Here is a 12,587-nt window from a genome sequence, read left to right on the forward strand (position 1 = left end):
CGCCCGTCCCTCGTGCGACGGGCGCCGCCGATCATGACGTCACGGCGCTGAGCCGGTCACACCGTCACGCCGTCATGGCTCACGGCGTCACGGCGAAGTTCTGCAGGATCGCCGTCGCCAGGTCCTCGTCGCCCTCGACCTTGATCCGCTCGGCGACCGCGGCCGCGCGCACCCGCCCGCAGGCGAGGCGGAAGTACGTCTCCCAGTCCATCGCCAGCGTCACCACGGGCCCGAGCGAGGGTGAACCGTCCACCGAACCACGGCCCTCCGCGTCGACCCTGACGGTGCGCAGGAACTCCAGCGGGCCGTGCACATCGAGCACGACCGCCGAACTGGCGGGCGCCCCCGCGTCCTTGGCGACCACCTTCGGCAGCGCCTCCAGCAGGGTGTCCCGCACGATCGTCGAGCCGGGGGAGTCCAGATTGCCGGGCTGCCCCAGCGTCGCCCGCAGGTCCTGCTCGTGCACCCAGACGTCGAAGGCGCGCATCCGCAGCGCCAGTTCGAGGGTCTGCTCGGCGCCGAGCGGCGCGCGGACCATGGTCTCGGGGTCACGTGTCTCGTTGCGCAGCTGACGCGCCCGGCGGATGATCGTGTACTCCAGCTCGGAGGTCATCTCCGGCGCGGTGTGGTGACGCCGCACATCGACCTGCATCTCCATGTAGCGGGCGAAGTCGCTCTGTACGTGGTAGAGGTCGCGGGGCAGGGAGTGGATCGGGCGCGGGTCGCCGAGCTGCTCGGACTCCATGCCGATGACGTGCGAGACGATGTCACGCACCGACCAGGCGGGGCATGGCGTACGGCGGTTCCACTCTCCCTCGGCGAGCGGCTTCACCAGCTCCGCTATCGACTCGATGGAGTGGGTCCAGGCATCGGCGTAGGTCTGGAGGCTGGGATGGACGGTCACGGGACCCCTCGTGCGGTTCTGCGGTGCATGGGCTGGAGAGCTGGGCGCGGGCGGCGGTCTGCGGGCGGCGGTCTGCGTGGGAGGTTCGGTCGCTAAGTTACGCTGCGAGCAGGCACCCCGGCAGTGCTTTCGTGTGACGATCGTAGGCCCGTGTTGACGGCTCGAATGCCAGGACGGTGGTAGTGTGCGCGCCTCCCTCATCCAGATCGCAGTAGACCCGGACGAATCCGTCAGTGCCCGGAGACAGCGTGCGGCTTCGCTGATCGCGGGCCGGCGAGGCGCTGATCTGGTGGTCCTTCCCGAGCTGTGGCCGGTCGGGGCGTTCGCCTACGACGCCTTCGCGGACGAGGCCGAACCGCTTCAGGGGCCCACCCACGACATCATGGCGAAGGCCGCGGCCGACGCCGGGGTCTGGCTGCACGCGGGCTCCTTCGTCGAGCGCGCCGCCGACGGCACCCTCTACAACACCTCGCTCGTCTTCACGCCCGAGGGCGAGCGGGCCGCCGCGTACCGCAAGATCCACCGCTTCGGTTTCGACCAGGGCGAGGCGGTCATGATGGGCGCCGGCGAGGAACTGGTCACGGTCGTCCTGCCGCAGACCACGCTGGGCCTCGCGACCTGCTACGACCTGCGCTTCCCGGAGATGTTCCGCGGCCTGGTCGACGCGGGCGCCGGCACGCTGATCGTCTCGGCGGGCTGGCCCGAGCGGCGCCGCGCCCACTGGACGCTGCTGGCGCAGGCCCGCGCCGTCGAGAACCAGTCGTACGTCCTGGCCGTCGGCTCCGCGGGCACCCATGCCGGAGTCCAGCAGGCCGGGCACAGCATCGTGGTCGACCCGTGGGGCGAGGTGCTCGCGGAGGCGGGCTCGGACGAGGAGGTGCTCGACGTGGAGTTCGACCCGGCGAAGGTGGCGGCGACCCGTGAGCAGTTCCCGGCCCTCAAGGACCGCCGCCTGGGACTGGCTCCGCCCGGGCTCCGCTAGGACCGCTTCGTTTCACGTGAAACCGGGGCGGATCAGTCCTCGCGCTCCTTGTCCGCGAGCACGATGACACAGACCGATACGGCGATGAGCAGCGCCGCGTCGGCGTCCTCCCGTACGACGTCGATGCCGTAGGTGTCCCGGACGGTCAGCCATCGCCGGGAGATCTGGGCCAGCAGCTCCCCGTCGTACTCGATGGCGAACTCGCGGTCCAGGATCTTGCCGCTGACGTCGAGTTCGGTGCCGTCGACCAGCGTGACCCGGTAGTGGTTGCGCAGCAGCGACAGCCGCTTGCGCTTGATCCTGGCGAGCTGCTCGCCGTCGCGCTCGATGAGCATCGTGTCGCGCAGGCTGAGCAGCTTCTGCCGGATCTCGACCAGGATCCGGCCCCGTGCGTCCTTCAGCTCGAAGGTGTCCCGCACCCGCATGGCCTTGCCGTCGACGAGGAACACCTTGCGGCCGTCCGCGTCCTCGATCCAGTAGTCGTCACCGACGGCGAAGAGTCGTTCACGCACCAGGAATCTCATGGCTCACAGGTTCCCCGAGGTCCCTGCGGAATGCGTGGACGCCACGGTGATGTTGACTGTTCACATGGCAACACGTGCGCGCGTCAGGGCCCCCGAGCTGATCGGCAAGGGCGGCTGGCTCAATACAGGCGACCAGCAGTACACCCTCGCTGACCTGCGGGGACGCATTGTGGTCCTGGATTTTTGGACCTTTTGCTGTGTGAACTGTCTGCATGTCCTCGATGAGCTGCGCGAGCTGGAGGAGAAGCACCGCGACACCCTGGTGATCATCGGGGTGCACTCGCCGAAGTTCGTCCACGAGGCCGAGCACCAGGCCGTCGTCGACGCCGTCGAGCGGTACGAGGTCCACCACCCGGTCCTCGACGACCCGGAACTGGCGACCTGGAAGCAGTACGCCGTACGGGCCTGGCCCACGCTGGTCGTCATCGACCCCGAGGGCTATGTCGTCGCCCAGCACGCCGGCGAGGGCCATGCGCACGCGATCGCGAAGCTGGTCGAGGAGCTGGAGGCCGAGCACGCGGCGAAGGGCACACTGCGCCGCGGCGACGGCCCCTATGTCGCGCCCGAACCGGTCGCCACCCATCTGCGCTTCCCCGGCAAGGCCCTGCTCCTGCCGGACGGCGGCTTCCTCGTCTCCGACACCACCCGCCACCGCCTGGTCGAGATCGAACGCGACAGCGAGACGGTTCGCCGTCACATCGGTACGGGGGACAGGGGCTTCGCGGACGGCGGGCCCGACGGGGCCCGGTTCTCCGAGCCGCAGGGGCTCGCCGTGCTGCCCGACGGCCGGATCGCGGTCGCCGACACGGTCAACCACGCCGTCCGCGCCCTCGACCTCGCCACCGGGGAGACGACGACGCTCGCCGGCACCGGCCGCCAGTGGTGGCAGGGCTCGCCGACCTCCGGACCGGCCCGCGAGGTCGCCCTCTCCTCCCCCTGGGACGTCGCCTGGTTCGCCGGCCGGCTGTGGATCGCCATGGCGGGGGTGCACCAGCTGTGGACGTACGACCCCGCGACGGGGACCGTCGAGGTCGCGGCGGGCACCACCAACGAGGGCCTGGTCGACGGACCGGCGGCCGAGGCGTGGTTCGCCCAGCCGTCCGGGCTCGCGACCTCCGCCGACGGGGAGCGGCTCTGGGTCGCCGACTCGGAGACGTCCGCGCTGCGCTACGTCGAGCGCGACGGGGACGGCTTCGCCGTCCGTACGGCCGTCGGCACCGGACTCTTCGACTTCGGGCACCGCGACGGCGCCGCCGGACAGGCCCTGCTCCAGCACCCGCTGGGGGTGGCCGCCCTGCCCGACGGGTCCGTCGCCGTCTGCGACACGTACAACCACGCGCTGCGGCGTTACGACCCCGCGAGCGATGAGGTCACCACCCTGGCCACGGATCTGCGCGAGCCCAGCGACGCGGTGCTGGTCGACGGCGATCTCGTCGTCGTCGAGTCCGCCCGGCACCGGCTGACCCGGCTGCGGCTGCCCGAGGAGGCCGTACGCGTCGCCGACCGGGCGCACCGCACACAGCGCGCGGCCACCGGGATCGCCCCGGGCACGCTCCGGCTCGATGTGGTCTTCCAGGCGCCCGCCGGGCAGAAGCTGGACACCCGGTACGGCCCCTCGACCCGGCTGCTGGTCTCGGCGACCCCGCCGGAGCTGCTGGTGGAGGGCGCGGGGCCGGGGACGGACCTGTTCCGTGACCTGGTCCTGGCCGACGACGTCACCGAGGGCGTCCTGCATGTGTCGGCGATGGCGGCGTCCTGCGACGACGACCCGGCGAACGAGTACCCGGCCTGCCATGTCCACCAGCAGGACTGGGGCGTCCCCGTCCGCGTGAGCGAGGCGGGAACGGCCCGGCTGCCGCTGGTGCTGGCGGGAATGGACGAGCAGGGCTGAGAGGCTGCCGGGCCCGGTCGCGCGACCGGGCCCGGAGCGGTTCACCCGTCGTCGGTGAGCCGGCGGACCGCTTCCTCGTACCGCTTGCGGTACTCCGGCCCGGCCGTCACCCGCAGCAGCGCCTGCAGGGCCCGCACCGCGCCCTCGTCGTAACCGGCGCGCTCCGCCTCCCCGGCCGCCCGGTCCAGCAGCCGGATCCCGTCGTTCTCCTCGCCCAGCGCCAGACGGGCCTCGCCGCTGGTGGTCAGCAGCAGCACCCGGCGGGCGATCTCCTCGTGCTCGGGCCCCAGGTCGAGCGCGGTCCGGGTGGATGCGAGGGCTTCGTGCGGCCGGTTCGCGGCCAGCTGCATCCGGGCGAGGTGCTGGAGCGCCAGCATCTCGGTGTGCGCGTCCTGCTCCTCACGGGCCAGCGCGACAGCCCGTCCGCACCCCTCCAGAGCGGTGTCGAGTGCCCCCTGCTCGGTCTGGACGACGGCCAGGTTGATCAGCGCGGTCGCTTCGCCGAGCCGGTCGCCGGCCTGCCGGGCCAGTCCGGGCGAGCGCTCCAGCAGGGCGACGGCCTCGGCGGTCCTGCCCTCCTCGGCCAGCACCCAGCCCAGCAGATTGATCACCCTCGACTCGGCGTACGCGTCGCGGTGGGCGCGCGCCGAGTCCAGCGCCAGTTCCAGCAGCGGGGCCCAGTTGTCCCGCACCCGCCACACCACCTGCGGCCACTGGAGCAGGATGATCCGCCACGCCCGGTCGTGGAGTCCGGCGCTCCGGGCGGCGTCGGCGGCCAGCGCCAGATCGTCGCGTTCGGCCGCCAGCCAGTGCATCGCCGTCGCCCGGTCGACGAAGTCCCGCACGGCGACCGGGCGGTGGTAGTCCTCCGGCAGGACGAAGCAGGGCTCGCCGCCGGGCTCGGCCGTGTCGGCGGCGGCCAGCGCGGTGGCGATGTAGTGGTCGAGGACCCCGATGAGCGCCTCGGACCCTCCCTCGGGATCCATGCCGCGGGCGTAGAGGCGCACCAGATCGTGCAGCACCCAGCGTCCGGGCGCCGCCTCGGTGACGAGATGGGCGGCGGCGAGCCGTTCCAGCGCCGCCGTGGCGACGACCGGGTCGGTGCCGGCGAGCGCGGCGGCCGTGTACGGGTCGAAGTGGCTGCCGGGGTGGTGGCCGAGCCGGGCGAGCTGGTGGACGGCGTCCTGCGGCAGCTGCTGCACGGTCAGCCGCAGCGCGGCCGAGACACCGGTGTCGTCCACGTCGAGGTAGGTCAGCCGACTGCGTTCGTCGGCCAGTTCGTCGGCGAGACCGGCCAGTGTCCATGTCGGGCGCCCGGCCAGCCGTGCCGCGGTGACCCGCAGCGCCAGCGGCAGTCCCCCGCAGAGTTCGGCGAGCCGACGGGCCGCGACCGGTTCGGCGAGCACCCGGTCCTCGCCGAGCACACCGGCCAGCAGGGCCGTGCCGTCCGGCGGTTCGAGCACGTCGAGCGGGACCGGCCGGGCCGCGTCCGAGGCGATGAGGCCCTCCAGCCGGTGCCTGCTGGTGACCAGCGTGACGCAGTCGGTGCCGCCCGGCAGCAGCGGCCGGACGGTGGCGGAGTGGCGGGCGTTGTCGAGTACGACGAGCAGACGGCGCCGGTCGGTCAGGGACCGGAAGAGCGCGGCCGCGGCCGCGACGGACTCCGGGACGCGGCGGGGCGCGACGCCGAGCGCCAGCAGGAACTCGCGCAGGACCTCGATGAGCGCGGGCTCGCCGGTGTCGCTGAACCCGCGCAGATCGGCGAAGAGCCGCCCGTCGGGGAAGGCGGCCGGGGTGCGGTGCGCCCATTGCAGGGCCAGCGCGGTCTTGCCCACCCCGGCCGGCCCGGTGACCAGGCAGACGGGTGCCTCGCCCGCCGCGGCCCGGGTGAGCGCGGCCAGCTCGGAGGTCCGCCCCTGGAAGCCGCGGGGTGCGCGGGGCAGCAGATCGGTGGGATGCGGATCGCCGGCCAGGGACGGCACGGGGAGGGGGCGGGGCGGGGCGGTGCCGGGCGCGCCGGTCGTACCGCTGCCCGTTCCGCCGGTCGGGGCGGCCGGCCGTGCCGCGGACCCGCCGTCCGTTCCGGTCCCCGGGTCAGCCACCGGGCGGGCCGCGGGCACGGTCCCGTTGCCGTCACCGCCACCGTTCCGGACCGGGCCGCGGGCCGTGGCCCCCTGCCCGTCGGGTGCGTTCCGTCCGCCTTCCCGTCCGGCGTCCGGCCCGGGATCGCCGCGCAGGATCAGCGCGTACGCGTCGGCGAGTTCATGTCCGGGATCGATGCCCAGCTCATCGGCGAGCAGCCGCCGCGTGCGGTGGAACCAGTCCAGCGCCTCCGACTGACGCCCCGCCCGGTACAGCGCCGTCATCAGGGCCGCCGCCAGCGACTCCCGCATCGGATGCGCGACGGCCTCCGCCCGCAGCACCGACGCCGCCCGGTTGTGCTCCCCCAGCGCCGCGTAGGCGCGCGCCAGTTGCTCGACGGTCGCCAGCCGCGACTCCTCCAGCGAGTGCGCGGCCGCCTGGAGCGGGCGTCCGGCGAACGCGCCGCTGAGCGCCGGCCCCTGCCACAGGGACAGGGCCTCCTTGAGCATCAGCACCGCGTCGGCGGGGCTGCGCTGCCCCCGCGCCAGCGTCAGCAGTTCCTCGAAGCGCTGCGAGTCCAGCAGGGTCTCCGGCAGCCGCAGCACATACGCGTCGCCGAGGGTGACCAGCTCCACCCCGTACGCCTCCGCGTCCGCACCCACCAGCAGGGCGCGCAGCCGGGAGACATGGCCCTGGATGACGCTGCGGGCGTGCAGCGGCGGTGTGTCGTCCCAGAGCGAGTCCGTGAGTCTGGCGATGGAGACGGGGGTGTTGGCGGACAGCAGCAGCGCGGCGAGCAGACTGCGGCGCTTGGCGGGGCCGAGCGGCAGCGGCCCGGTGAACGTGTCGACGGAGACGGTGCCGAGCAGCCGGAACTCCACGAGCGGCTTCCCTTCCGGGCGGGATGCGCCCGGGGTCGGGCACGGGAAAGTCCCAGGATATCGGGGGTGCCGGGGAGCCGACGACGGGTTGTGCCCGACCGGCGGGGTGCGCGCGGAACGGCCGCCGAGCGACGGCGGGCCGGCGCTCCGGAGCGTCTCGCGCACCGGAACGCCGGCCCGTCGACGGCCTGGCGGCAGGCGGGATCAGCCCGCCAGGAACGCCGTCAGCGCGTTGGCCAGCAGATACGGGTCGTCCGCCCCGCACAGCTCACGGGCGCTGTGCATCGACAGGATCGCCACACCGATGTCCACGGTCTGGATCCCGTGCCGGGCGGCGGTGATCGGGCCGATCGTGGTGCCGCACGGCATCGAGTTGTTGGAGACGAACGTCTGCCACGGCACGCCCGCCTTCTGGCATGCCGCCGCGAACACGGCCCGGCCGCTGCCGTCGGTCGCGTACCGCATGTTGACGTTGGTCTTGAGGATCGGTCCGCCGTTGACCACCGGGTGGTGGGTCGGGTCGTGGCGCTCGGCGTAGTTGGGGTGGATCGCGTGACCGGTGTCGGAGGAGAGGCAGACGGTCCCGGCGAAGGCCCGGGCGCGGTCCTCGTACGTACCGCCGCGCGCGAAGACCGAACGCTCCAGGACCGTGCCGAGCAGCGGCCCGTCGGCGCCGGTGTCGGACTGCGAGCCGTTCTCCTCGTGGTCGAAGGCGGCCATGACCGGGATGTACGGAAGCTCCTCGTCCGGCTGTCCGGCGACGGCGCCGAGCGCGGCGGCCGCCGCGTGCACGGAGAGCAGGTTGTCCATCCGGGGCCCGGCCAGCAGCTCGCGGTCCCGGCCCAGGTAGGCGGGCGGCTCGACGGCGTGCGGCATCAGGTCCCAGCCGGTCACGTCCTCGGCGTCGACACCGGCCTCCTCGGCGACGAACCGGATCAGGTCGCCCTCCTCGACGTCCCCGAGGCCCCAGATCGGCTGCATGTGCTTCTGGCGGTCGAGCTTGAGCCCGTCGGGGTTGGCCGACCGGTCCAGGTGCACGGCCAGCTGCGGCACGCGCAGCAGCGGCCGGTCGATGTTCACCAGCCGGTGGGTGCCGTCGCGCAGCGAGATCCGGCCGGCCAGGCCGAGGTCACGGTCGAGCCAGGTGTTGAGCAGCGTCCCGCCGTAGATCTCCACGGCGACCTGCCGCCAGCCGTACGCCCCGGTGTCGGGCAGCGGCTTGACCCGCAGGTTCGGCGAGTCGGTGTGCGCGCCGACGATCCGGAACGGGGTGTGCGCCTCGGCGCCCTCCGGCACGTACCAGGCGACGATCGCACCGCCGCGCAGGACGTACTTGCCCCCGGCGGTCCCGTCCCAGGCCGCGGTCTCCTCGACCTGCCGGAAACCGGCCTTCTCCAGCCGGGCGGCCGCGGTGGCCACGGCGTGGTACGGGGAGGGGGAGGCCATCAGGAAGGCCATCAGGTCGTCGGTGTGACCGCGGTCGAAGCGGAGGGAGGAACTCATGTTCCTCACTGTAACGAGACCGGGCCGGGCGGCCTCACCGCCGTCGGGCGCGGGGCCTCGGCCTTCTCGCCCCCGTCCGCGCAGCCCACGAGCGGGGCCGCCGCCCCGGCCGCTCGCGGACATCTCGACGAGCCGGAGGTTCCGGATGCCGGCCCCGGCGTACCGCCCGGCTGATACGACAGCACCGCCACCCGAAAGCGTGTCCGGGTGGCGGTGCGTGCCGGTGATCTCGAACGGGGGCCTAGAACGCGGCCTCGTCCAGCTCCATCAGCGAGTTGTCGACGGACTCGGCGAGCGCGCGCTCGGTCGAGACGCCCGGCAGGACGTTCGCGGCGAAGAACTTCGCGGCGGCGATCTTGCCCTGGTAGAAGGCGACGTCCTTCGCGGAGGCGTCTCGCAGCTTCTCCGCCGCGACGGCCGCACCCTTGAGGAGCAGGTAGCCGACGACGACATCGCCGGAGGCCATCAGCAGGCGGGTGGTGTTGAGGCCGACCTTGTAGATGTTCTTGACGTCCTCGCCGGTCGCGGTGAGGTCGGTGATCATCGTGCCGACGATCGCCTCCAGGTCCACGGCCGCCTTGGCGAGCGAGTCCAGCGCGCCGGCCAGCTCCTCGTTGCCCTGGGCGCCGGAGAGGAACTTCTTGATCTCCTCGGAGAGGGCGTTCAGCGAGGCGCCCTGGTCGCGGACGATCTTCCGGAAGAAGAAGTCCTGGCCCTGGATCGCCGTGGTGCCCTCGTACAGCGTGTCGATCTTGGCGTCACGGATGTACTGCTCGATCGGGTACTCCTGGAGGTACCCGGAGCCACCGAAGGTCTGGAGCGACTGCGCCAGCTGCTCGTAGGACTTCTCGGAGCCGTAGCCCTTGACGATCGGGAGCAGCAGGTCGTTGAGGCCGTGCAGCGCCTTCGCGTCCTCGCCCGCGGCCTCCTTCTCCTGGATCGCGTCCTGGACGGTGGCGGTGTACAGCACCAGGGAGCGCATGCCCTCCGCGTACGCCTTCTGCGTCATGAGGGAGCGGCGCACGTCGGGGTGGTGCGTGATGGTGACCTTGGGGGCGGTCTTGTCCATGAACTGCGACAGGTCGGTGCCCTGGACACGCTCCTTGGCGTACTCCAGCGCGTTCAGGTAGCCGGTCGACAGGGTGGCGATGGCCTTCGTGCCGACCATCATGCGGGCGAACTCGATGATGCGGAACATCTGGCGGATGCCGTCGTGCCTGTCGCCGATCAGCCAGCCCTTGGCGGGGTGCTGGTCGCCGAAGGTCATCTCGCAGGTGTTGGAGGCCTTGAGGCCCATCTTGTGCTCGACGTTCGTCGCGTACACGCCGTTGCGCTCGCCCAGCTCGCCGGTGGTCCAGTCGAAGTGGAACTTCGGGACCATGAAGAGCGAGAGGCCCTTCGTGCCGGGGCCGGCGCCCTCGGGGCGGGCCAGCACGTAGTGGATGATGTTCTCGGACATGTCGTGCTCGCCCGAGGTGATGAAGCGCTTCACACCCTCGATGTGCCAGGAGCCGTCCTCCTGCTCGACGGCCTTCGTGCGGCCCGCGCCGACGTCGGAACCGGCGTCCGGCTCGGTCAGCACCATCGTCGAGCCCCACTGCTTCTCGACGGCGATCTCGGCGATCTTCTTCTGCGCCTCGTTGCCCTCCTCGAAGAGGATGCCGGCGAACGCCGGGCCGGAGGAGTACATCCACACGGCCGGGTTCGAGCCGAGCAGCAGCTCCGCGTAGCTCCAGATCAGGGAGCGCGGCGAGGTGGTGCCGCCGATCTCCTCGGGCAGGCCCAGGCGCCAGTACTCGGAGTCCATGAACGCCTGGTACGACTTCTTGAAGGCCGCCGGGACCGGCGCGGTGTTGGTCTCCGGGTCGAAGACCGGCGGGTTGCGGTCGGCGTCCGCGAAGGAGTCGGCCAGCTCGTTCTCCGCGAGGCGGTTGACCTCGTCGAGGATGCTCTTCGCCGTCTCGACGTCCATCTCGGCGAACGGGCCGGTGCCGTACGTCTTGTCGCGCCCGAGGACCTCGAAGAGGTTGAACTCGATGTCGCGGAGATTCGACTTGTAGTGCCCCATGGAAGGCTCCGTAATCAATAGCAGTGGCGCGCAGTGCCCCGGGACGGGGTGTGGGCCGGGCGGGCGACGAGCTGGCGGTGCGTATATCAGCTGACCTCCACGATGATGCTACCCGTCAGTAATAAGGCGCAACCCCTCAAGGCCCCGATGTGTCCGATTACTCTTTGCGCTATGTACGGCTACGACCAGAACCCGGGTGCACAGCAGCAGATGGGTGGCGGCTACGGCGAGCAGCCGCTGTATCCCGAACCCTCGCCGCCGTCCCTGGGTGACGCGGTACGGGCCTTCACCACCGGCTCGCTGTCCGCCGAGGACTTCCAGCAGATCTTCGCGACGTCGAAGGTCTACTGCCCGCGCGGCGACAACCCCGGGTTCCTGGCGCTGCACAACACCCAGCAGCCGGTGATCCCGATGTTCACCACGCTCAAGGAGCTGCGGCGGTACGCGGGCAAGGAGTCCAAGTACTTCGTGATCACCGGGGCCGAGGTGATCGACCTGCTGCCGACCGGCTACGGCTTCGTCCTCGACATGGAGGGCGAGCACCGCATGGTCTTCGATGCGAAGGCCGTGGAGCAGATGGTCGACTTCGCGATGCGCCGTATGTACGGCTGAGATCCGATCCTTCGCAAGGGGCCCGCACCGCTCGGTGCGGGCCCCTTCTGTTGCTCCGGACGGCTGAGGGAATGGATGGCCCCTTGCAGGATGTTCACCATTCAACTAAATTGAAGGCAGAACGATCCCGGAGGTGGCTCCCATGCCCGCAGTGACTGTCGAAAACCCGCTGACCCTGCCCAAGGTCGCCGCCAAGGGCGACGCAGCGGACCGTCCCGTGCTCGCCGTCACCACGGCGCCGAGCGGATTCGAGGGCGAGGGCTTCCCGGTTCGCCGCGCGTTCGCCGGGATCAACTACAAGTACCTCGACCCGTTCATCATGATGGACCAGATGGGCGAGGTGGAGTACGCGGCCGGTGAGCCGAAGGGCACCCCCTGGCACCCGCACCGCGGCTTCGAGACGGTCACGTACCTGATCGACGGAACCTTCGTCCACCAGGACTCCAACGGTGGCGGCGGCACCATTAGGAACGGCGACACCCAGTGGATGACCGCCGGTTCCGGCCTCCTGCACATCGAGGCCCCGCCGGAGTCCCTCGTGATGTCGGGAGGCCTCTTCCACGGCCTCCAGCTCTGGGTGAACCTGCCCAAGGCCGACAAGATGATGGACCCCCGCTACCAGGACATCCGCGGCGGCCAGGTCCAGCTCCTCGCCTCCCCGGACGGCGGCGCGCTGCTCCGCGTCATCGCCGGTGAGCTCGACGGGCACGAGGGCCCCGGCATCACCCACACCCCGATCACGATGATCCACGCCACCGTGCGCCCCGGCGCCGAGGTGACCCTGCCGTGGCGCGAGGACTTCAACGGACTCGCGTACGTGCTGGCCGGCCGCGGCACCGTCGGCGCGGAGCGCCGCCCCGTCCACATGGGGCAGACCGCGGTCTTCGGCGCCGGTTCCGCGCTGACCGTCCGTGCGGACGAGAAGCAGGACGGCAACGCCCCGGACCTGGAGGTCGTGCTGCTCGGCGGCCGCCCGATCCGCGAGCCGATGGCGCACTACGGGCCGTTCGTGATGAACAGCCAGGCCGAACTGAAGCAGGCCTTCGAGGACTTCCAGGCCGGCCGCCTCGGCACCGTGCCCGCCGTCCACGGGATGTGACCGCCGCCGTCGGGTGACGGATCGTCACCCGTACGGCCGCG

At 71.7% G+C, this 12,587-nt stretch carries 9 protein-coding genes; 4 read left to right on the top strand and 5 right to left on the bottom strand.

Translation table 11 applies throughout. The features are described 5' to 3' along the window. Positions 1-79 precede the first annotated feature (79 nt). Positions 80-904, bottom strand: a complete 825-nt coding sequence (locus tag ACWCPY_RS18875; RefSeq protein ID WP_451266276.1) for a maleylpyruvate isomerase family mycothiol-dependent enzyme — start codon at positions 902-904, stop codon at positions 80-82. Between the two features lie 184 nt (positions 905-1,088). Between ACWCPY_RS18875 and ACWCPY_RS18880 the strand changes: the two genes are divergently transcribed. Then, on the top strand, positions 1,089-1,886 hold the full coding sequence (locus ACWCPY_RS18880; protein WP_451266278.1) for a carbon-nitrogen family hydrolase: 798 nt from the start codon (positions 1,089-1,091) through the stop codon (positions 1,884-1,886). Between the two features lie 32 nt (positions 1,887-1,918). On the opposite strand, the gene ACWCPY_RS18885 is transcribed toward ACWCPY_RS18880, so the two are convergent. Next, positions 1,919-2,410: an LURP-one-related/scramblase family protein gene (locus tag ACWCPY_RS18885; protein WP_451266280.1), complete on the bottom strand. Its 492-nt coding sequence runs from the start codon at positions 2,408-2,410 to the stop codon at positions 1,919-1,921. Between the two features lie 64 nt (positions 2,411-2,474). Between ACWCPY_RS18885 and ACWCPY_RS18890 the strand changes: the two genes are divergently transcribed. Beyond that, a complete protein-coding gene (locus ACWCPY_RS18890; RefSeq protein WP_451266282.1) occupies positions 2,475-4,301 on the top strand; it encodes an NHL domain-containing thioredoxin family protein in 1,827 nt (608 codons plus the stop codon). Between the two features lie 41 nt (positions 4,302-4,342). Here the strand turns inward: ACWCPY_RS18890 and ACWCPY_RS18895 are convergent, their stop codons facing one another. The 3 genes from ACWCPY_RS18895 to ACWCPY_RS18905 all read right to left on the bottom strand — a co-directional run bounded on the left by ACWCPY_RS18895 (position 4,343) and on the right by ACWCPY_RS18905 (position 10,835). Then, the gene (locus ACWCPY_RS18895) at positions 4,343-7,264 is read right to left on the bottom strand and encodes an AfsR/SARP family transcriptional regulator (RefSeq protein ID WP_451266284.1); all 2,922 of its coding nucleotides are present in this window, start codon (positions 7,262-7,264) and stop codon (positions 4,343-4,345) included. A 204-nt stretch (positions 7,265-7,468) separates the two neighbouring features. Further along, positions 7,469-8,767 carry a M18 family aminopeptidase gene (locus tag ACWCPY_RS18900; protein ID WP_451266286.1) on the bottom strand — a complete coding sequence of 433 codons (1,299 nt, stop codon included), beginning with the start codon at positions 8,765-8,767 and terminating at the stop codon, positions 7,469-7,471. A gap of 241 nt (positions 8,768-9,008) precedes the next feature. Further along, complete coding sequence (locus tag ACWCPY_RS18905; protein WP_451266288.1) at positions 9,009-10,835, bottom strand: acyl-CoA dehydrogenase; 1,827 nt, start codon at positions 10,833-10,835, stop codon at positions 9,009-9,011. A gap of 171 nt (positions 10,836-11,006) precedes the next feature. Between ACWCPY_RS18905 and ACWCPY_RS18910 the strand changes: the two genes are divergently transcribed. Together ACWCPY_RS18910 and ACWCPY_RS18915 are read left to right on the top strand one after the other, a co-directional pair. Continuing rightward, on the top strand, positions 11,007-11,447 hold the full coding sequence (locus ACWCPY_RS18910; protein WP_148836880.1) for an SseB family protein: 441 nt from the start codon (positions 11,007-11,009) through the stop codon (positions 11,445-11,447). Positions 11,448-11,589: 142 nt separating this feature from the next. Continuing rightward, positions 11,590-12,546: a pirin family protein gene (locus ACWCPY_RS18915; RefSeq protein WP_362441114.1), complete on the top strand. Its 957-nt coding sequence runs from the start codon at positions 11,590-11,592 to the stop codon at positions 12,544-12,546. Positions 12,547-12,587 lie beyond the last annotated feature (41 nt).

It is taken from the genome of Streptomyces sp. NPDC002403 (genome assembly GCF_053593015.1).

What these genes read in the sequence shown, in the direction of transcription:
- ACWCPY_RS18915 (WP_362441114.1), top strand. Translation starts at nt 11,590, where the DNA reads ATGCCCGCAGTGACTGTCGAAAACCCGCTGACCCTGCCCAAGGTCGCC.
- ACWCPY_RS18905 (WP_451266288.1), bottom strand. Translation starts at nt 10,835, where the DNA reads ATGGGGCACTACAAGTCGAATCTCCGCGACATCGAGTTCAACCTCTTC.
- ACWCPY_RS18885 (WP_451266280.1), bottom strand. Translation starts at nt 2,410, where the DNA reads ATGAGATTCCTGGTGCGTGAACGACTCTTCGCCGTCGGTGACGACTAC.
- ACWCPY_RS18910 (WP_148836880.1), top strand. Translation starts at nt 11,007, where the DNA reads ATGTACGGCTACGACCAGAACCCGGGTGCACAGCAGCAGATGGGTGGC.
- ACWCPY_RS18890 (WP_451266282.1), top strand. Translation starts at nt 2,475, where the DNA reads ATGGCAACACGTGCGCGCGTCAGGGCCCCCGAGCTGATCGGCAAGGGC.
- ACWCPY_RS18900 (WP_451266286.1), bottom strand. Translation starts at nt 8,767, where the DNA reads ATGAGTTCCTCCCTCCGCTTCGACCGCGGTCACACCGACGACCTGATG.